The sequence below is a fragment of the Niastella yeongjuensis genome (assembly GCF_900110245.1).
Taxonomy (GTDB): domain Bacteria; phylum Bacteroidota; class Bacteroidia; order Chitinophagales; family Chitinophagaceae; genus Niastella; species Niastella yeongjuensis.
Window position 1 is genome coordinate 281,136 of record NZ_FOCZ01000002.1, and the last position, 20,114, is coordinate 301,249.

Annotated in this window: 16 protein-coding genes; 4 read left to right on the forward strand and 12 right to left on the reverse strand. The window is 45.5% G+C overall.

What is annotated here, in order from left to right; genetic code table 11:
• Window positions 1–31: 31 nt before the first annotated feature.
• Complete coding sequence (locus tag BMX95_RS05850) at window positions 32–1,510, forward strand: RagB/SusD family nutrient uptake outer membrane protein (RefSeq protein ID WP_081201048.1); 1,479 nt, start codon at window positions 32–34, stop codon at window positions 1,508–1,510.
• An 83-nt stretch (window positions 1,511–1,593) separates the two neighbouring features.
• Here the strand turns inward: BMX95_RS05850 and BMX95_RS05855 are convergent, their stop codons facing one another.
• The 5 genes from BMX95_RS05855 to alaS form a co-directional block, all read right to left on the reverse strand.
• Window positions 1,594–2,796 carry a TlpA family protein disulfide reductase gene (locus BMX95_RS05855; RefSeq protein WP_081201049.1) on the reverse strand — a complete coding sequence of 401 codons (1,203 nt, stop codon included), beginning with the start codon at window positions 2,794–2,796 and terminating at the stop codon, window positions 1,594–1,596.
• Between the two features lie 21 nt (window positions 2,797–2,817).
• Window positions 2,818–4,269 carry an Asp-tRNA(Asn)/Glu-tRNA(Gln) amidotransferase subunit GatB gene (gatB, locus tag BMX95_RS05860; RefSeq protein WP_081201050.1) on the reverse strand — a complete coding sequence of 484 codons (1,452 nt, stop codon included), beginning with the start codon at window positions 4,267–4,269 and terminating at the stop codon, window positions 2,818–2,820.
• Window positions 4,270–4,405: 136 nt separating this feature from the next.
• Window positions 4,406–5,398 (reverse strand): PDZ domain-containing protein, encoded by a 993-nt coding sequence (locus BMX95_RS05865; protein WP_081201051.1) that lies wholly within the window; start codon window positions 5,396–5,398, stop codon window positions 4,406–4,408.
• A 110-nt stretch (window positions 5,399–5,508) separates the two neighbouring features.
• Entirely contained in the window at window positions 5,509–6,498 is a 990-nt protein-coding gene (locus tag BMX95_RS05870) for a M20/M25/M40 family metallo-hydrolase (RefSeq protein ID WP_081201052.1), read from the reverse strand.
• Window positions 6,499–6,506: 8 nt separating this feature from the next.
• Window positions 6,507–9,143 carry an alanine--tRNA ligase gene (gene alaS, locus BMX95_RS05875; RefSeq protein WP_081201053.1) on the reverse strand — a complete coding sequence of 879 codons (2,637 nt, stop codon included), beginning with the start codon at window positions 9,141–9,143 and terminating at the stop codon, window positions 6,507–6,509.
• A gap of 136 nt (window positions 9,144–9,279) precedes the next feature.
• Here alaS and BMX95_RS05880 point away from each other — a divergent pair, with 136 nt between their 5' ends.
• The 3 genes from BMX95_RS05880 (at window position 9,280) to BMX95_RS05890 (ending at window position 12,703) form a co-directional block, all read left to right on the forward strand.
• Window positions 9,280–10,251 carry a M23 family metallopeptidase gene (locus tag BMX95_RS05880; protein ID WP_242673142.1) on the forward strand — a complete coding sequence of 324 codons (972 nt, stop codon included), beginning with the start codon at window positions 9,280–9,282 and terminating at the stop codon, window positions 10,249–10,251.
• A gap of 246 nt (window positions 10,252–10,497) precedes the next feature.
• A complete protein-coding gene (locus BMX95_RS05885; protein ID WP_081201055.1) occupies window positions 10,498–11,439 on the forward strand; it encodes a helix-turn-helix domain-containing protein in 942 nt (313 codons plus the stop codon).
• 121 nt (window positions 11,440–11,560) lie between these two features.
• Window positions 11,561–12,703, forward strand: coding sequence for a PepSY-associated TM helix domain-containing protein (locus BMX95_RS05890; protein WP_081201056.1), 1,143 nt, complete (start codon window positions 11,561–11,563; stop codon window positions 12,701–12,703).
• Window positions 12,704–12,822: 119 nt separating this feature from the next.
• On the opposite strand, the gene BMX95_RS05895 is transcribed toward BMX95_RS05890, so the two are convergent.
• From BMX95_RS05895 to hemC, 7 genes are all read right to left on the reverse strand, one after another.
• Window positions 12,823–14,016, reverse strand: coding sequence for a heparan-alpha-glucosaminide N-acetyltransferase domain-containing protein (locus tag BMX95_RS05895; protein WP_081201057.1), 1,194 nt, complete (start codon window positions 14,014–14,016; stop codon window positions 12,823–12,825).
• 111 nt (window positions 14,017–14,127) lie between these two features.
• A complete protein-coding gene (hemL, locus tag BMX95_RS05900) occupies window positions 14,128–15,414 on the reverse strand; it encodes a glutamate-1-semialdehyde 2,1-aminomutase (protein ID WP_081201058.1) in 1,287 nt (428 codons plus the stop codon).
• Between the two features lie 11 nt (window positions 15,415–15,425).
• Entirely contained in the window at window positions 15,426–16,400 is a 975-nt protein-coding gene (gene hemB, locus BMX95_RS05905) for a porphobilinogen synthase (RefSeq protein ID WP_081201059.1), read from the reverse strand.
• A gap of 28 nt (window positions 16,401–16,428) precedes the next feature.
• Window positions 16,429–17,376, reverse strand: a complete 948-nt coding sequence (gene hemF / locus BMX95_RS05910; RefSeq protein ID WP_081201060.1) for an oxygen-dependent coproporphyrinogen oxidase — start codon at window positions 17,374–17,376, stop codon at window positions 16,429–16,431.
• Window positions 17,377–17,420: 44 nt separating this feature from the next.
• Window positions 17,421–18,464, reverse strand: coding sequence for a uroporphyrinogen decarboxylase (gene hemE, locus BMX95_RS05915; RefSeq protein ID WP_081201061.1), 1,044 nt, complete (start codon window positions 18,462–18,464; stop codon window positions 17,421–17,423).
• 14 nt (window positions 18,465–18,478) lie between these two features.
• A complete protein-coding gene (locus BMX95_RS05920; RefSeq protein WP_177193679.1) occupies window positions 18,479–19,144 on the reverse strand; it encodes a uroporphyrinogen-III synthase in 666 nt (221 codons plus the stop codon).
• Between the two features lie 25 nt (window positions 19,145–19,169).
• Window positions 19,170–20,108 carry a hydroxymethylbilane synthase gene (hemC, locus tag BMX95_RS05925; RefSeq protein WP_081201063.1) on the reverse strand — a complete coding sequence of 313 codons (939 nt, stop codon included), beginning with the start codon at window positions 20,106–20,108 and terminating at the stop codon, window positions 19,170–19,172.
• Window positions 20,109–20,114 lie beyond the last annotated feature (6 nt).

Here is a 20,114-nt window from a genome sequence, read left to right on the forward strand (position 1 = left end):
TTGCATTAAAGACCTAAAATTGAAAATAGTTATGCGACATATAGTTTCTGGTTTATTGTTAATAGCTATCGCTGGCAGCTCCTGTCAGAAGAAAGTGCTCGATATCAAATCGCAGGACCTGATCCTCGCCGATTCTGCCTTTACCACACCCGAAAAGATTGAAGCTGCTACCCTTGCCGGTTACGATGGATTACAAAATCCTGAATTTTTAGCCGGACGGGCTTTAATTTATGTAGACGTGATGGGTGAAGATGTATATGACCGGAACCAGGCTTTCGGTGACCTGCCACGGTATGGCCTGCTTTCGAATAGTTCTATTGCCCAAAATGTTTGGATGGCAGGGTATGATGCCATTGGAAGGGCTAACAGGGCCATTGCTGGTATTACGGCTAACAGCAGTAAACTCACCGCTGCTAAAGCAAAAGCACTGATAGGTGAATGCAAATTCATAAGAGCAGTGGCTAACTTTTATCTGGTTAACTTTTTTGCACAACCCTATAATTTTACGGCCGATGCATCACACCCCGGTATTCCATTAATAACAACGAGCTATATTGTAAATGATCCGGATGCCAATAAGCCAAGGTCAAGTGTAGATGCTGTGTATACAGCTATCATAAATGATTTTACAGATGCGTTGGCCGATTTACCAACGAATTATCCTGCTTCCTCCGATAGCACTTATAATAAGAAGACGCGTGGCACCAGGGCCTCTGCTTCTGCTTTCCTGTCGCGTGTTTATTTGTATAAAGGTGATTATGCCAATGCCAAAAAGTATGCGCAGGATGTGATCAATGGAATGTATGGCACCTTTGCTTTAAACAGTACTGTCAATGGCGCCTTTGGCCCCGGTCATTACGAAACCAGTGAAGCCGTTTGGTCAATACCTGCCAGCATAACTGATAATGCGAGTACCAATTATTCATTGCCGCAGCATTATTCTCCTTTTGGAACAAGAGCCGATATTGCCGTTTCCAGCACTTTCCTGAATGTGGCCACCAATCCTTACTTTGCCCTGGATGATAAAAGAAGAAGTATGATCATTGCCGGACCAGGTACTTTAAGTGCACTTAAATTCACGAACAAATATCCGGATGTAGCTACCCGGGCCGACTGGGCACCTGTTATCCGGTATGCAGAAGTGTTATTGACCTATGCAGAAGCGCAGGCTCGTACCGCTACTGGTATAGATGCTGATGCCATTGATAAATTGAACCAGGTAAGAAACCGCGCCCTGGTTTCCCAGTTACCCTATACGATAGCCAGCTTTACCAGTAAAGACGATTTGATCGATCATATATTGGGCGAACGTCGCATTGAACTGGCTTTTGAAGGTCACCGTTTCTGGGACCTGATGCGGATAAAAGCTGCTGTTACCAATAAGTACGATAGTGATGGACAAAAGAAATTACCTGTTCAGCCATTTGGGGCCCCAAAGAACGTCTTCCCCATTCCACAGCTGGAAGTAGATAAAAGCAAAAAGGTACTGGAGCAAAATGATGGGTATTGATGATTAGATACTAAGTATAAAAATGAAACGTCCCGACATTAGCCGGGACGTTTTGCTTTATACAACTTAAAGCACTATGAAAGTTATTTCAGAAATATTTCGTGTAATTTATTTTCGAGCTCTTCGCCGCGTAAACCCTCACCAATCACATTGCCTTCCGGATCGATCAATACATTATAAGGGATGCCGGTGAAACCAAAGACAGTTACCGCTTTGCTGTCCCAGAATGCGAGGTCGCTCACATGTGTCCATTTTAACTGATCTTCTTGAATCGCCTGCAACCAGTTTTCTTTCTTTTTATCGAGCGATACGCCCAGGATGGTGAAGTTCTTGTCTTTGTATTTATTGAACGCAGCCACTACATTTGGGTTTTCAGCCCGGCAGGGTTGACACCAGCTTGCCCAGAAATCAACCAGCAGATACTTTCCTTTGAAGTTTGAAATGGAAACCTTTTTGCCATTTACATCGGGTAAGGTCAATTCAGGTGCTTTCTTTCCAACCCAGGCATTTTGTTGTTCCTGCTGCGCTCTTATTTTTTCAACCTGCTCTTTGTAAGCGTTGTAACGCTTTTTCATTTCTGCCAGGTTTGAATCGCCATTGTACTTTTGCGTTAAGTTGTTGAGAGCAGTTTCAAACTCGGTTTGAGGCAGGGTTTTCGCTGAACGGCCCAATACAAAGGCTGCCACTACGGGTTGGCTTACATCACCCATCATGCGCTTCATATATTCGTTCAACTCATTTAATGCGGCATTCTTTTGGTTGGTAAGGTTGAGCAGGGTGCTATCGGGTGCGCCAATGCGTTTAAGGCTATCCAGTTTGTTCATGGTTTGCTCGGCACTTACACTTTTAACATCGTAAGTGAAAATAAAATCCTGTAACTCCCGGCTGGCTACAGAGCCGGCCACGGTATAGAATTTTTCATTGGCCATATCGATATCAACAGTAATGTTGGGAGCATCATTCACCAGGGGAACCATGGGGCCATCGGACACTACCAGGTTATACATGCCTACATTGGGGGCCTGACCTTTTAATGTGTAGGATCTTTTTTCAGCCGAAACAGTCACTGAATCCAGTTGAACGGGTGGCAGGTCACCACCAAATGGCACTTCATACAGAAATAAGGTTACCATTCCATTTTTAACTGCATGCGGGTACATCTTGGCTACTTTATCAAGATTGGCAATATTGCCGGTTACCTCTAGTGTGCCCTTCTCTTTAGCGCCACAGGCACACACCGTAACCATTACTATGATCGGCAATAGCCAGTTCGAAAATCGTTTCATCTATGTGGTTTTTGTTTATAGTTATTGCAGTTTCTTTAAAAGGATATCGTTGGTAAGCTTTGGGTCGGCTTTGCCTTTTGATACTTTTTTCACTTCACCTACAAATAACCCGATCAATCCTTTTTTTCCCTTTTTATATTCTGACACTTTATCGGGCATTTTGTTCAGCACCTCTTCCACCCAGGCAGCTACATTGCCTTCGTCAGAGTCCTGCAACAAGTTCAATTCTTTTGCTATTTGTAACGGTTCTTTGCCGGGTTCTTTTAACAAGGCGGCAAATATTTTGGTAGAAGCCACAGAAAAGTTTACCTGGTTGCTATCTATCAGGGCTATCAGTGCGGCGATCGTTGCAGGCTGCACGGGGAAAGCCGTAATGGGTGCACCCGTTTCATTCAACCACGATTTAACAGGCCCCAGCATCCAGTTAGCGGCTGCTTTGTAATTGGAAGAATGATCGATGATCTGTTCGAAGTAAACAGCCAGCTCTTTTTCATCGGTTATTACGCGGGCATCGTATTCGGGTAACTGTAATTGCTGAATATAGCGTGCTACACGTTCTTCGGGCAATGCCGGAATAGAACTGGTAACTTCCTGCAGCAAGGCATCTGTTACCACAAACGGCGTAAGATCAGGATCGGCAAAATACCGGTAATCGTTGGCATCTTCCTTGGTGCGTAGGGCGAAGGTAGTGCCATTGCCGGCGTCGAAACTTCTTGTTTGTTGTATGATCTTTTCGCCTGCTTCAGTAATATCTATCAGGCGTTTTGCTTCAAATTCAATAGCCCGTTTTACGTTGCGGATAGAGTTGAGGTTCTTAACCTCTACTTTGGTGCCGAGTTTCGTATCGCCTTTTTTACGAACCGAAATGTTGGCATCGCAACGCATGCTGCCTTCTTCCATGTTCCCATCGCAGATCTCGAGATAGCGCAACAGTTTTCTCAATTCGGTAAGATAGGCATAGGCCTCGTCGCCGCTGTGTATATCAGGTTCAGTAACTATTTCTACGAGTGGTACGCCCGCGCGATTGTAATCAACACAGGTGTTTTTAGCGTCAACATCGTGCAGGCTTTTACCGGCATCCTCTTCCATGTGAATGCGGTTGAGCTGAATGTCTCTGGTTCCCCCATCCTGTGTACGGATGGTTACATAGCCACCCACACAAATGGGCGTAGTATGCTGGGTGAGCTGATAGCCTTTGGGAAGGTCGGGATAAAAGTAATTTTTACGGGCAAAATAGTTATGCCGGGTAATGCTGCAATTACAGGCCAGGCCTATTTTAACGGCATAGGAAATAGCCTTTTTATTCAACTTGGGCAAGGTGCCGGGGTGCGCCAGTGTAATGGGACTGATGTGTGTATTGGGGTCGCCGCCAAAAGCAGCGCTATCGCCGCAAAACAACTTACTATCAGTGAGCAACTGGGCATGCACTTCCAGACCTACAACTACCTCATATGCATCGTAATTTGTCGACATATTATTCTAATTGCCTAAAATGGTGAAAAATCAGACAAAAATACCTCATTTCTGGTTATGGTATTTTTAATAAAAAAGCCGCTCCGCCCAGCTAAACGGGCAGAACGGCTATAATATAGGGCTGATGTTTGAAAACTTATAAATTGGCGGTCTTTAGCTTCTTAGGCGTTTTTATTTCAATTGATTGCGATTTGCCATTCCGGTTTACCATTACTTTAACCGCTGGCTTTTCCCTTGCTTCGCGGGAGGCTGTCAACAGGTCTTCTGTAGTGCCTACTTTTTTGCCGTCAAACTCGGTGATCACGTCGTCTTTTTTGATGCCGGCTTTTTCGGCAGCAGACTCGTTGTCTACGTCCAGCACTTTTACCCCTTTGCCATTCTCTGTATCCTGCGCTTTTATGCCCAGACGGGGTTTGTTATTATAGTTGAAATTGAAATTACGGGGGAAGTCACCACGGTCCTGCCAGTCGAAATTGAAGTTTGGTACAGTCAGGGCATTGGGTGAAGTGATCGTCATCCTACGGCTTTTTTTGCCCAGCGTAACAGTAGTCTTTTCGGTTTTACCTTTTCTGTCGTAAGTGATCTCTATTTTATCCTCAGGTTTGTGTTTGCGAACAATGCGGGTAAGGTCTTCGGGTGAATTGATAGTTTCATCGTCTATTTTTTTGATGATGTCGTTTTCCTTTAAACCCGCTTTTTCGGCTGCACTGTTCTCAGTAACTGCTGAGATTTCGGCGCCGCCTTTATCTGCTTTATCAGTGGCTACACCCAAAAACACGCTGTTGTCGTTAAAGAAGTTGCCATGGTTGTCAAAACTAAGGGTACTGCTGCCGGTAAAAGGGGAGTGGCCGGGCCCATAAATGATAGTCCTGCCCTTTTTTATAACTATGTTGTCATCATCAAAATCGTCCAGCGGTTTTCCGTTCACAGTTACTTCGTCGCCTTTTATTTCAATGGTGACCTTGGTGTCTTTATCGCTTTTTCTTTTGATAATGATCTCTTCATTATCCTCCATTTTGGATTTGTCCTTATCCTTGTCTTTGTCTTTTGTGTCCTGGGCTGCCAGTGGTTGGCACCACAGCAGGGATACGGCTGCAATGGCGGTGCAGGAAATCAGAAATCGTCTCATTGTATTGAGTGTTTTTAAGTATTTATAATTTACTACGTCGACTTTCGTACATCAAATATAGGGATTTAATTGAAATACGAAAATTTTCGGAAATGTTAAGATTGGGGGAGTTATTTTGGCTTGTCTGACCCATCTACCAGCCCCGAAGACGCAAGGGCAATGGCTTTAACTACATCGGCCATAAAAGGGTAATCCAGGGTTTCCCATTCATCATTTAGGGAATGATAGTATATATCGTAAGGGGAGGTGGTCAATACGGTATGAGCGATTATGCCACGCCGGGAAAAGGGGTAATTATCTGAGCGGGCGTAAAGGTGTTCATCTTTAAAGACGCCGCTATGGAAATAATTTCCGCCATATTGGGGGGCCAGCTCAAACAGCTTTTTATTCATCAGTTGCTGAAGATCTGACCACTCACTGCCAGTTATAAATGGATATTTATGATCGTTGGAAAAAGGCCGGCCAACCATATCCATATTGATCATGGCGGTCACCGCTTTGGGGTCAAAAGCTTCTGCCAGGTTTTTTGAGCCTAACAGGCCTTCCTCCTCTCCTGAAAAAGCGATGAAAATCAGGGTGCGTTCCCGGTTAGGGTATTGGGCAAAATACCTGGCTAAATGAATGAGTGCACTAACGCCGGATGCGTTGTCATTGGCACCATTATAGATCTTATCTTTTTTTTCGGGTTTGCCCCGTTCCGGTAACCGGGTGAGTATAGTTTGGTCTGTGGTGCCTATGTGATCGTAGTGTGCGCTGAAAATAACCGACTCCTTTCCTTTCGAACGGCCCGGTAAGGCGGCTACCACATTAAATGCGGTTACTTTATCAGATGCATTGAACGGAATAATGTAGCCATCGGTACCGGCTATAGTTAAAGAACCGGCATTTTTGAAGGCGTCGCTGATGAGCAGGGCGGCTTTGGAAGCCTGTATCGTGCCTGTAAGGCGTCCCTGAAAGCTGTCTGCCGCCAGTGTTTGCACCAGGACTTTCAGGGACGAAGGCGTTATAATAGAATCAATACTTGCTGTCTGGGCTGTACATATAGTAACATTCCAGGATAAGATAGCGATAAGGAATAGCCGTGTATAACCAGGACACATGCCCTAATTTACAACAAGCTTTTGACTTTATCGATCACCTGTTGCAGATTGCTGGCATCCTGTCCGCCGGCTGTAGCCAGGGTTTTTTGTCCACCGCCGCCGCCTTTGATCAGGGGAGCAATGTGCTCTTTAATGATCTTGCCGGCATCGAGCGAACGGGCCGCTGCTACCGTATCCGCAATACCAACGGCAACAAAGGGTTTGCCGCCAATGTTAGCGCATAATACCACCACATGATCGTTCAGGTGGTTCTTCATATCAAAAACCAGTTTCTTTAAGGCGTCGGCATTGCTTACTTCTACAACATCGCCAACGAACGTAACGCCATTGATGATCTCATCTTTATGCAATAATTCATTGCGCACGCCTACCAGTATCCGGTTTTCCAGGTGTTCCAGCTTTTTCTTCAGGTCGCTGTTATCAGCTGCCAGGTTCTGCACGGCCTTTAACAGATCGGCCGGGCTTTTCAGCTCATCTTTCACCTGGTGCAGCTGGGTTAATTGTTCATTAACGTATTGCTCAGCTGCCAGTCCGCTAATGGCTTCAATACGACGCACACCGGCGGCTACCGCTGTTTCGTGTTTTATTTTGAACAGACCCAGTTCGCCGGTAGCGCCTACGTGGGTACCACCGCACAGTTCAACCGAATAGGCGGGGTCCATGATCACTACGCGCACCACATCACCATACTTTTCGCCAAACAAGGCCATAGCGCCCAGTTTCAGGGCCTCTTCCTTGGGCAGTTCTTTTATAACAACGGGTATGTTGGCACGGATCTTTTCATTTACAAGGGCTTCTACTTTTGCAATTTCGTCGGTGGTCATTTTGGCGAAATGCGAAAAATCGAAACGGAGGTATTCATCATTTACGAGGGAGCCTTTTTGCGCCACATGGGTACCCAGTACTTTACGCAAAGCTGCGTGCAGCAGGTGGGTGGCGGAGTGGTGAACGGCTGTTCTGGCCCGGCGTGTTGTATTGATGCGGGCATCAACAATACCGGTTATATTGATCGGCAGTTTCTCCACAAAGTGAATGATAAGGTCATTTTCCTTTTTGGTATCTACCACGGCTACCTCTTCGCCTTCAAAAAACAACGTACCGGTATCGCCAACCTGTCCGCCGCTTTCCGCATAGAAAGGAGTGGTGTTCAACACCAGTTGGAACGATGTTTTACCCTTGGCGGTTACTTTCCGGTACTTCACTACTTTGGCTTCGGCCTGGGTATGATCGTAACCGATAAAGCTGGTGCTGCCATTTTCATTCAACACAACCCAGTCTTCAGCACTGATAGCAGTAGCGGCGCGGGCGCGGTCCTTTTGCTGTTGCATTTCAGCTTTGAATCCTTCTTCATCTACCTCTAAATTGTTTTCCCGGGCAATAAGTTTGGTTAAGTCAACCGGAAAGCCATAGGTATCGTACAGTTCAAATGCGGCTGAACCGTCGATGGTTTTGTTTTTGGTAGAACCGATGATCTCATCGATCTTCTTCAACCCTTTTTCCAGGGTACGCAGGAACGCTTCTTCTTCCTCTTTTACCACTTTGGCAACAAAATCCTGTTGCTGTTGCAGTTCAGGGAAAACAGTTTGAAACTGGGTAGCCAGCACCGGCACCAGCTGGTGCAGCAAGGGCTGTTTATAATCGAGGTATGTATAATAATAACGAACGGCCCGGCGCAAAATACGGCGGATCACGTAACCGGCTCCCGTATTTGAAGGCAGCTGACCATCGGCAATTGTGAAACTGATGGCGCGAATATGATCGGCCAGCACCCGGAAGGCTACAGCCTTATGCCAGTCGGCACTTGTTTCCGGCGTGTTAGGATCGTATTTCTTTTTAGTGATCGTTTCAATGGCTGCGAGTGTGCCGGTGAAAACATCAGAATCGTAATTGGATTGTTTGCCCTGCAACACCCGAACCAGGCGTTCAAAGCCCATCCCGGTATCCACGTGTTTGGCGGGAAGAGACTCCAGGGAACCATCTTTTTTGCGGTTGAACTGCATGAACACATTGTTCCAGATCTCAATCACCTGGGGATGGTCTTTATTTACCAGTTCAGCGCCACTTTGTTGTTTTCTTTCTTCGTCGGTACGACAGTCAACGTGAATTTCAGAGCAGGGACCGCAAGGGCCGGTATCACCCATTTCCCAGAAGTTGTCCTTCTTATTACCGGGCAAAATGCGTTCGGGAGCTACATATTTGCTCCATTCATTAAATGCTTCTTCGTCTTTAGCCAGGTTTTCTGAGGCATCCCCCTCAAAATAAGTGACATATAACCTGTCTTTTGGTATTTTGTACACTTCGGTGAGCAGTTCCCAGCTCCAGGCAATGGCTTCTTTTTTAAAATAGTCGCCAAAGCTCCAGTTGCCAAGCATTTCAAACATGGTATGGTGGTAAGTATCAACGCCTACTTCTTCCAGGTCGTTGTGTTTACCGCTTACGCGAAGGCATTTCTGGGTATCCGCCACCCGGGGAAAGGGGGCTTTTTTATTTCCGAGGAAGTAATCTTTGAACTGGTTCATACCCGCATTGGTAAAAAGCAGGGTAGGGTCATTCTTTACCACAATAGGGGCCGATGGTACAATTTCGTGTCCCTTATTACGGAAAAAATCCATGAAAAGCTGTCGTATTTCTGCGCTGGTCATCATAAACGGAACGATCTTTGATAAAAATTGACTCTTAAGCCTTTATATTTGTAACTGTTACCGATGTGGCAACGGCAGCAAAGGTAATTTAATTCGGGCTGTTTTGCTGAAAAGCAACCTTGGTAATCGGCTTGTATCCATGAAGAAAATAAAGTACTACTATAATACCAATACACTCCGTTATGAAAAACTGGAGACTCCGCTGCACGTAAAGCTGCTGCGAGTGTTCGGTTTTATTTCGGCAGCTATAGTTACCTCAGTAATAATCGTTTCCGTCGCTTATAAATACTTCCCCTCCAGTAATGAAAAAAGACTGATGCAGTACAATGAACAGCTGCAGGAGCGCTACTGGGTGCTGGACGAGCAGGTGGCCAAAATGCAGCAACGCATGACCCAGCTGGAAGAACGGGATAACGATATTTACCGCACCATTTTCGAGGCCAACCCCATCCCTGACAGTATGCGTGCGAAGGAAATGGCCCAGCAGAAAGAAAATGAAATGGTGGCCAGCATGACCAATTACGAGCTGGAAAACTCAATTGTACGCTCCCTCCACAATCTGGAAAACCGCATGGGCGCCCAGGAAAAATCATATGTTGAAATAACCAGCTTTATCAAGAACAAAGAGGAGCTATTGGCCTGTACGCCAGCCATTCAGCCGGTTAGCAACAGCGACCTGAAACGCCTGGCCTCCGGTTTTGGTTATCGTATTGACCCCGTGTATAAAACTGTAAAAATGCACGCCGGCCTCGACTTTGCCGCTCCCCAGGGTACACCCATTTACGCAACAGCCAATGGCTCGGTAAAAGTGGCTGGTAATTTGGGTAATGGCTATGGTAATCACGTAGTATTGAACCATGGCTATGGGTATGAAACCCTGTACGGCCACATGTACCGCATTAAAGTAAAACCCGGCGATAAAATAAAACGTGGTGAAATCATCGGCTGGGTAGGCAGTACTGGTAAATCAACCGGTCCCCACTGCCATTATGAAGTACATAAAAATGGCCGTCACCTCGATCCGGTTTACTTCTTCTACAACGACCTTTCACCCGAACAGTACGACCGTTTGCTGAAGATGTCTTCTTCAAGCAACCAAAGCTTCGATTAATTTGAATCGGCAGTCGGCATTCCTGAATTGGCCATAAATCAATTTAAATTGTTGATCGAACAATTTAATTGTTCAGTACGTTTTAGTTCCCGGCTTATCGTGTAAACGCATGGTTTGCAGATTATCATTGTATTTGCTTACCGCTTACGGCTTAGAGCTTACAGCTGTATTCTGACATTTCCATGACGCCTCAACCGACAAACCATTGGGAATTTTAACGTTGTACCTGTAAATTTGCGTCCGTATATGTATAATCCGCCTGATATACTTTCAATGGCTTACAAGCAACCGATCATGCACGATCAGTTACAACTGTTGCAGGAAAAAGAGCAACAGATGCCTGGTTCGGTTCAGTATGCCATTAAAAGATACCGGAAACATTCACAATGGAATATTGAGGATACCGGTGTGTTGGTATATCATTACAAAAAGGCTGCGCCCCAGGAGAACTATGTGGAGCTTCGTTTTTGTATTTCGGGTAATATGTATTGCAATCAGAAAGATGTGGAATGCGATCAGTGTAAACTGAATACTTCGAAGGCCTGTGCCGAAAGAGTAGAAAGCATCGATGTTATGACTTTCCGTTTCCTGTCTGTACACCTGTCGCAATTTGTAAAACCCGGTAAGCTGAAGACCATTACCGATGAGGTATTGCAATTTGTACATCCTTCTTCTTTCTCAAAAATTCTTCCTTTATGCGGCCGCACCCGTCAGGTGCTGGAAGCATTGTTAGGACATTCCTATACAGATAGCCTGGAGAATATCTTTATCAATGGCCAAAGCCAGATGCTGTTGTTGTACAGCCTCGAATGTATGCTGGGTGATGATAAAGAAATTGAACCCTTCCAGTGCAAATTCCTGGCTAATGAAGCCGATCGCGAAAAGATCGTGAAAGCCCGGGAGATCTTACTGCAACATATTGGTGAGCCTATTACTATTAAAGAACTGAGCCGTAAAGTAGCCATCAATGAATGCTATCTGAAAAAAGGGTTTAAAGAATTATACGGCACTACCATCTTCGACTTCTACCAAAGCCAGCGCATGGAGCATGCACGGTATTTATTATATGAGAAAGGGTTAACCGTAACCGAAGTATCTATGATGCTGGGCTATTCTTCTATCTCACACTTCTCCACTGCCTTTAAAAAGCAAACCGGATTGAAACCATGTGAATTACTGTTGCACTAATTTTCCTTGCCGCCCCTTTTTCCCTTTTGCGTAAACCATTTTACCGATAGTATAACGGTACTCCGATTTAGGAACAGCATATTTGTAGCAACTATCTGCGTGGTTTGCGCAATTTTATAATATGACCGTTAAAAAGATCATTGGAAAAGTTCATTTGTGGCTGGGATTTACCTCGGGGATCGTTGTTTTTATTATTGCCGTAACCGGCTGTTTGTATGCATTTCAGGCCGAGATCTCAAAACTAACGGGCAAGGCCTACCGGAATGTGGCACCGCAAAACACTCCTTATCTGCAACCGACCCAATTAAAAGATATTGCTGAAAAGCAGCTGCCGGGCAAACACCTGCACAGTGTGCAATATGGAACCCGCAACGAAGCAGTGATCGCCACCTTTTATAATTTCGAACAGGGCAATGAGTATTACTATACCCTATTTGTAAATCCATATAGTGGTGCCGTATTGAAGGTAAAGAATATGGACCGCGACTTTTTCAGGATCGTATTGCTGGGCCATTATTATTTGTGGTTACCTGAAACGGTTGGACAGCGCATTACCATTTATGCTACCATCATTTTTTTGGTGATGATGATCACGGGGATCATTTTATGGTGGCCAAGAAATAAAGCAGCGGCCAAACAACGGTTCTCCTTAAAATGGAATGCTGCCTGGCGGCGGAGGAATTACGATCTGCACAATGTGTTGGGTTTTTATATGACGTGGGTAGTTATTTTCATGGCCATAACCGGTTTGATCTTTGGCTGGCAATTACTGGCCAATGCCATTTATAAAACAGCAGGTGGTAAAAAATCATTGACCTATCAGGAGCCATTGTCAGATACCACTAAAATAACCCGGGCAGCAGTCTTACCGGTTGATCAATTGTGGAGGCAAATGCAACAGGAGCACAAGGATGCTGCAACAATTGAAATGCATTTTCCCGGCACCGATAAATCGGCCATTGAAGTAGCCGTGAACACAGATGCGTATACTTACTGGAAAACAGATTATCGCTTTTTTGATCAGTATAGTTTAAAGGAATTATCGGTTGGTCATATATACGGCCGCTTTAAAGACGCGAAGGGAGCCGACAAGTTACTTAGAATGAACTATGATATTCATGTGGGCGCTATATGGGGTTTGCCCGGAAAGATATTAGCTTTCTTTGCGTCATTGATCGCCGCCAGTTTGCCTGTTACCGGTTTTATGATCTGGTGTGGTAGAAAAAGAAAAAACCTTCCCGATAAATCGAGAAGGCTGTACTAATCAAATACCATTAACCATTAAACCTTATCCTATGAAAGCATAAAGATACATATAAAAACCTTTATATGCATTTTGTGCTTTCATAATTTAGAACTCATTAACATTAGTGTTTGATGAGGTCAAATTTTTAACCGTATCCGCCATTTAGACAATAATCCCGTCAGCAAAATGATCAGCAAGGCAAACACCAGCGATTTAATTAAACCCGCTGCACCGGTTAATAAGAAGGCAGGTAAACCGATGCCCACCAGATGAACCAACGGATAAAATATATAGGGAAGTAAATAGGCGGTAAGCGTACTGTTGCCCGCAGGTTTTATAATATCAAACCAGTGTTGTTTCTTTTTGCAGTCAACCAGCCAGATCAATCCGGTAAATACCAATATGCTGATGCCGGTACAGATCGCTATCCAGGAAGGGGTAGCATGTATTTTTGAAATGCCACCGCCCAGTGGTCTGATGGCGAATCCGCCGGCTAACATAAGTGCTCCTAGTAATAAGAAAAGCATATAACATTTGTTGTATTGTCCCTTTTCAGCTAATGACGAATACAATACAGCGGTAAGAATACCGGCCATGGTGAGGGCAGGTAAAGAACCATCGCCTGTTATCCATACATAATGTCTGATGGAAGTCAGCATATGCAGCCAGCCGGCTTTGGTGGCGACGTTAAACAGGGTGAAGAAAAGAAATCCGCCAATTAAAATCGAAAGCCTTCCTTTTGAGAACTGGAATACAAGGGCCGATAATAAATACGACCAGCCAATCAATCCCAATATTCCCCACCATTGTGGGTGCAGCCAAACTGTTTGTCCTTTTTCTTCGCCTTTATATACGGCCGCTAAAAACACCAGCAACCCGGTACCAATGCACTGTAAGATTATCTTTTTTCTTTTTGAAAAGGTAGATGGATAATCGAGCCAGATAAAAAAGAAGCTGATGGTGATGAGGATCTCCCATATTGGTTTAGGGAGAAAGGCTGCCGCGTTGTTATAATTCTCCAGGTTCACATGAAAGAAACCCATTGCGAGCAAGGCGAAGGAACGAATGAATATATGACCAAGGATGTTGCTTTGCGAAGCGCCCTTTGCCCAGCGGTTGCCAATGGCAAAAGGGATAGAAAGACCTACTATAAAAAGAAAAGCAGGGAAAACCGTATCTGCCAAACCCATGCCGTCTTCGTTGGCCTGGGTGTGTTCTAACCAGAGTGGAATATCTTTCAGGGTCCACAGATCGTTAACAAAGATCATCAGCAGCATAGTCAATGCCCTGAATACATCGATAGAAGCAAGTCGTTGAGTAAAAGGTCGCATAAATAGCTTTGAGGTTTACTATGTATATTAATAAAAAAAGCCGTATCCGGAGTTTTAATCCATCAACGGCTTAATTTAAAATATTTAGCAGCTAATATGATATCATTTATTTTATAATATCTCCTGCAGGCTTTCTTTTGCTTTTTGAATGGTCATGTCAAGGTCTTCCCTGGTTAATGCATTGCAGAGGAACCAGGTTTCAAATGCAGAAGGCGGTAAATACACGCCGCGTTTCAGCATGGCATGGAAGAATTTCTTGAACAGCTCATTATTGGCAGCAGCTGCCGAGGAGAAATTGGTAATAGGGTGTTCGCTGAAATGTATGCTGATCATGGAACCCAACTGGTTGATCACATATGGGGTGCCACTTGCTTTCAGCACTTCATCTAATCCCTTACGCAGGTAATTGGTCGATTCTTCCAGGTGCTTATAAATGGAGGGGTTTTCCTTCAGTGTTTTCAACATTACATATCCGGCGATCATGGCCAGCGGGTTACCGCTTAGCGTACCTGCCTGGTACACATTGCCCAATGGAGAAATGTGTTGCATGATCTCTTTTTTACCACCAAAGGCGCCTACTGGCATACCGCCGCCGATCACTTTACCATAAGTGACCAGGTCGGCATTTACTTTCAGGCGTTCTTGTGCACCGCCGGGTGCCAGTCTGAATCCGGTCATCACTTCATCCATGATGAATACAATACCCTGCAGATCGCAGATGGCACGCAGGCCTTCCAGGAAACCTTCCTGGGGTAAAATACAACCCATGTTACCGGCAACGGGTTCTATAATGATGGCGGCAATTTCATTGTGGTGTTCGGCTACCAGTTGTTTAACGGCGTCCAGATCGTTGTACGCACAGGTAAGGGTATCGTTGGCTACACCTGCTGTAACGCCAGGTACGGTTTGAATATTGAACGTGGCTACACCGCTGCCCGCTTTTACCAGGAACGAATCAGCATGACCATGGTAACAACCTTCAAACTTGATGATCTTGTTGCGACCCGTATATCCCCTCGCCAGCCTGATGGCGCTCATACACGCTTCGGTACCGCTGCTTACCATGCGAATGAGGTCCACATTGGGTGCGATGCTGATGATGAGTTCGGCCATTTCAATTTCCAGTTCGGTAGGGGCACCAAACGAGGTGGAGTATTGTGCATATTCCTGGATGGCCTTTACCACCGGCTCATAAGCATGGCCGAGGATCATGGGACCCCAGGAATTGATGTAGTCGATATAGCGGTTACCATCGGCATCGAACATATAAGCGCCTTTGGCCGATTTCATGAACACCGGTGTGCCGCCCACGCTTTTAAAAGCCCGAACGGGTGAGTTTACACCACCGGGAATGCTTTGTTGTGCCCGGTTGAATAATGCAATGCTTTTCTCAATCATAGTTAAGTACTTTAGCTGATTAGTTTAACGGCATCTTTGGCAAAGTAGGTAGCAATGAGATCAGCGCCAGCCCTTTTAATAGCGGTAAGGGTTTCCAGGATGGCTTTGTTCTCATCTATCCAGCCCATTTTGGCTGCAGCTTTAATCATGGCATATTCTCCACTGATATTGTACGCACTAACGGGTACAGACACAGCATTCTTTACTTCACGGATAATATCCAGGTAGGCCAGCGCAGGTTTTACCATTACGATATCGGCGCCTTCTTCTACATCCATCAGGGTTTCTTTAACCGCTTCAATACGGTTGCTGTAATCCATCTGGTAGGTCTTCTTGTCGCCAAAGCCAGGGGCGCTGTCGAGTGCATCACGGAAAGGACCATAAAAGCAGGAAGCGTATTTGGCGCTGTAGCTCATAATCCCGGTTTTGTTCAGCCCATGTTCTTCCAGTGCTTCACGAATGGCGGCAATGCGACCATCCATCATATCGCTGGGAGCTACAAAGTCGGCGCCAGCCTGGGCATGACTTACGCTCATCTGGGCCAGTACTTCTACAGTGGCATCATTCACAATGTCAGAACCTTCTACAATACCATCATGACCGAAAGAAGAGAATGGGTCAAGGGCTACATCGGTCATCACCAACATATCGGGACAGGCTTCTTTAACTGCCCTAATGCTGCGTTGCATTAACCCTTTGGGGTTTAATGCTTCGGTACCTTTATTGTCTTTCAGTTCGTCTTTGCTTTTAACAAATAACAACACGCTTTTTATGCCCATGTTCCACAGTTCCTTTACTTCCTTAACGGTGTTGTCGAGGCTCATGCGGTAATAGCCCGGCATGGAAGCAATTTCTTCTTTATAGTTTTCGCCCTCGTTGATGAACAGGGGGACAATAAAATCATTCGGGGTTAAAATAGTTTCAGCCACCATACTTCTGATGGCAGGCGACTGGCGTAATATGCGGTTTCGACGTTGTAAATACATAACTAATATTTTCTGATTTAGAGATTTATTATACCCATTCAACCGGGTTCAAACAGGCTTGCCACAGTTTGTCTTCTTCGCTCCCGGGTTCAGGTTTATAGTCGTATTCAAAGCGTACGGTAGGCGGCAGGCTCATTAAGATACTTTCTGTTCTGCCGTTTGTTTTCAACCCAAACAACGTGCCCCGGTCATGTACCAGGTTGAATTCAACATACCGGCCGCGGCGGATCTCCTGCCAGTGTTTTTGTTGTTCGGTATAAGGTAGTTGTTTTCTTTTCTGTACAATAGGTAAATAGGCGGTTATAAATGAATCGCCACAGGTTTTACCAAAGTTGAACCAGAAATCAACATCCTGCCTGGCCGATGGACGCTGGTGATCATAAAAGATACCACCAATACCCCGGCGTTCTTTATTACGATGCCAGTTCACGAAATAGTTATCGCATTCTTTTTTGAAGGCTGGGTAAAAACCGGGGTCAAATGCATCACAGGCATTCTTATACGTTTGGTGAAAATGTTTGGCATCTTCTTCAAACAAATAATAAGGAGTGAGGTCTGTGCCGCCGCCAAACCAACGATCAGCTGCAGCCAGGGCCTCCCCGCGACCCTCTCCAATAGAGCGGGAGGGATCATTGCCATACACCTCGAACATTCTATAATTACAATGAACGGTTGGTACAAACGGATTCACCGGGTGTAATACCAGTGACAAACCACAGGCGAACCAGCTTTTGCCATCGATCTTTAACTGGTTGCGCATGGCGTCGGTTACTTCGCCAAATACAACAGACGTGTTTACACCGCCTTTTTCAAATACATTCCCATTGGCAATTACGCGGGTTTTACCACCACCGCCTTCGGCACGTTGCCACTGGTCTTCTTTAAAGGTCGCTTTGCCATCTTCCTGCTCCAGGGCTGCGCAGATTTTATCCTGCAACCCGTGGATATAATTAATCCAATTCTCTTTAATATTCATATCGTCAATAATAATCGTGAAACCCTGTCAACTTTATCAACTTGTTAACTGGTCAACTTTTCAACCTGTCTATATTCTTTCACTGCATCAACAAATGCTCTCGCATGATCAACCGGTACATTCGGTAAAATACCATGGCCCAGGTTGGCAATGTGGCGTTGACCGCCAAATTCGGTCAGCATTTTCTTTACTTCTTTTTGTATCACTGGTATGGGTGATAACAATTTAGCGGGATCGAAATTCCCCTGCAGGGTTACGTTGGGGCCTGCCAGTTGACGGGCCATAGCTGGTGTAATGCACCAGTCGATACCTAAGCCATGCGCACCGGTAGCGGCCATTGGCTGCAGCGAGTGCCAGGCACCTTTAGCGAAGATGATGGTAGCTACTTCGTCTTTCAGTGCAGCAACGATTTGGCGGATATATTTTAAAGAGAAGTTCTCAAAGTCTTCAGGTCCCAGCAGGCCACCCCAGCTGTCGAAGATCTGAACTACATCTACACCGGCTTTCACCTGTCCTTTCAGATAGGCAATGGTGGTGTCGGTGATCATCTGTAATAATTTATGTGCGGTTTTAGGCTGGGTATAACAGAAGATCTTGGCTTCGTCGAATGTTTTGGAGCCTTTACCCTGCACCATATAACACAACAGCGTCCAGGGGGCACCCGCAAAGCCAATTAAAGGAACACGGCCGTTCAATTCTTTTTTGATCAGTTTGATGGCATCAAAAACATAATTCAATGTCTCATCTACATCGGCTACGCGCACGCGATTCAGGTCATTGATATTTTTGATAGGCTCAGGTAACAAGGGGCCTTTACTTTCTATCAACTGAACTTCCAGGCCCATAGCTTGTGGCACTACCAGGATGTCGGAAAACAGGATAGCTGCATCTACACCAATAATATCTACGGGTTGAATGGTGATCTCGCAAGCCAGTTCGGGTGTCTGGCAACGTTCAAAGAAGCCATACTTTTCGCGTAAGACCATGTACTCGGGTAAATACCGGCCGGCCTGGCGCATCATCCATACGGGGGGACGTTCTACTTGTTCTCCTTTCAGTGTTCTTAATAACAAATCGTTTTGCAGCATAATATGTAGTGGTGTTACTTTTTAAAAAATTGAAACATTCTTTTTACCAGTTCATCTTTACCGGGCCGCTCAGATTCAATGATCAGGTTATGGGTAAATGATTTTATGGCATCGGCCGTTGTTTGACCTATAGCGAATAATACAGTCGACGCAGGAACGGCATTGGCGTAAAAGAAACTTTGTACTGCACTGGGGCTAAAAAACAAAATACCATCATACGCTTTTTCTACTTTGTGAGGCGTGCTGATGGTATGATAAACGATCACTTCCTGAACCGCTATTCCGTTTTGCCGCAGTTTGCCGGGCAGTTCTTCCCGGCGCTGATCGCCACAGAAAAATACCACCTGTTTAACCTGTTTACTGGCGATCATTTTATCGGCCAGATCTGAAGCGTTGTTACCAACTGACTGTATCGACTGTTCGCCAAAATACCGGGCAGCCTGCTGCCGGGTAGTGTTCCCGATGCAGAAAATATCCCAGTGGGGCCTGTTACCATTTATATAAGCCGCTACGGTGTTTACTGCATTCATGCTGGTGAACACAACGGCGGCTGGTTGTTTTAATATTTTACCGATCTCCTCTTTAAGACCGGTTGTTTGTGCCGGTGAAGTATCAATGAACGACACGATATCGATCTGGACATCCTTTGCCTTGGCAGCTTCCAGCAAAGCCTTTTCCAAAGGCCTTGTGCTTAATATCGAAATCTTATTTGCCATGTCGGATCTGGTCTGCAATTTCCTGGCCGCCGTTCTGCAGCAATTCTTTTGCAGCAATACTGCCCAGGTTGTTACTATTATTGATAGCTATTGTTTTTTCGATGGTAGCTTTTTCTTTACCGTCTAACGACAGAATGTTGCCTTCAAAATGAACCTGGTCGTTCATAATGGTTGCCAGTGCGCTGATGGGAGTGGAGCAACCACCGAGTAACGCACGAAGGAAATCTCTTTCAATGGCCGTACATATAGCGGTGTGTTCATCGTTGAATAGTTGACAGGCATCAAAAGCGACCTGATCATTGCTGCGGCAGGCCACTACTATGGCGCCTTGTGCAGGGGCGGGCAACATCCAGTCCAGTTCAATAGATTGTTCAGGACGCAGGCCGATTCTTTCCAGGCCGGCTGCAGCGAAGATGGCACCATTCCAGGGACTCTCGGCCAGTTTCTTTAAGCGGGTATTTACATTACCGCGCAGGTTGTCGATGGTGTGGTGCGGGTACCGGTTCAACCATTGTGCCTTGCGGCGAATGCTGCTGGTTGCGATGGTGAGTGGTGAGTGGCTCGCGTTGTTTCGTCCTTCGTTAAGTATTTCAGGCAACTCGCCCTTGTAAACTAACAGGTCTTTATACGAGGCTCTCTTTAAAACAGCGGCAGTAGTGATGCCGGCAGGCAATTGCGTGGGCACATCTTTCATGGAATGCACGGCAATATCTATACGGTCGGTAAGCAAGGCAATATCGAGACTGCGGGTAAAAATGCCTTGTACACCCATTTCGTATAAGGGGGTCTTAAGGTCAATATCACCTTCGCTTTTAATATATACGAGTTCGGCGGCAAAGCCACGTTGCGACAGCAGGTTTTGGACTTGAGTAGCCTGCCATACCGCAAGCTGACTTTCCCTGGTGCCAATGCGGAAAACTTTATTCATCTAGTA

Bases quoted from the DNA above. Each gene is read 5' to 3' on its own strand.
- BMX95_RS05890 (WP_081201056.1), top strand. From the start codon at position 11,561: ATGACCGTTAAAAAGATCATTGGAAAAGTTCATTTGTGGCTGGGATTT.
- BMX95_RS05855 (WP_081201049.1), bottom strand. From the start codon at position 2,796: ATGAAACGATTTTCGAACTGGCTATTGCCGATCATAGTAATGGTTACG.
- hemL (WP_081201058.1), bottom strand. From the start codon at position 15,414: ATGATTGAGAAAAGCATTGCATTATTCAACCGGGCACAACAAAGCATT.
- alaS (WP_081201053.1), bottom strand. From the start codon at position 9,143: ATGATGACCAGCGCAGAAATACGACAGCTTTTCATGGATTTTTTCCGT.
- BMX95_RS05850 (WP_081201048.1), top strand. From the start codon at position 32: ATGCGACATATAGTTTCTGGTTTATTGTTAATAGCTATCGCTGGCAGC.
- BMX95_RS05895 (WP_081201057.1), bottom strand. From the start codon at position 14,016: ATGCGACCTTTTACTCAACGACTTGCTTCTATCGATGTATTCAGGGCA.
- BMX95_RS05865 (WP_081201051.1), bottom strand. From the start codon at position 5,398: ATGAGACGATTTCTGATTTCCTGCACCGCCATTGCAGCCGTATCCCTG.
- BMX95_RS05870 (WP_081201052.1), bottom strand. From the start codon at position 6,498: ATGTGTCCTGGTTATACACGGCTATTCCTTATCGCTATCTTATCCTGG.
- hemB (WP_081201059.1), bottom strand. From the start codon at position 16,400: ATGTATTTACAACGTCGAAACCGCATATTACGCCAGTCGCCTGCCATC.
- BMX95_RS05880 (WP_242673142.1), top strand. From the start codon at position 9,280: ATGAAGAAAATAAAGTACTACTATAATACCAATACACTCCGTTATGAA.
- hemC (WP_081201063.1), bottom strand. From the start codon at position 20,108: ATGAATAAAGTTTTCCGCATTGGCACCAGGGAAAGTCAGCTTGCGGTA.
- hemF (WP_081201060.1), bottom strand. From the start codon at position 17,376: ATGAATATTAAAGAGAATTGGATTAATTATATCCACGGGTTGCAGGAT.
- hemE (WP_081201061.1), bottom strand. From the start codon at position 18,464: ATGCTGCAAAACGATTTGTTATTAAGAACACTGAAAGGAGAACAAGTA.
- BMX95_RS05885 (WP_081201055.1), top strand. From the start codon at position 10,498: ATGTATAATCCGCCTGATATACTTTCAATGGCTTACAAGCAACCGATC.
- gatB (WP_081201050.1), bottom strand. From the start codon at position 4,269: ATGTCGACAAATTACGATGCATATGAGGTAGTTGTAGGTCTGGAAGTG.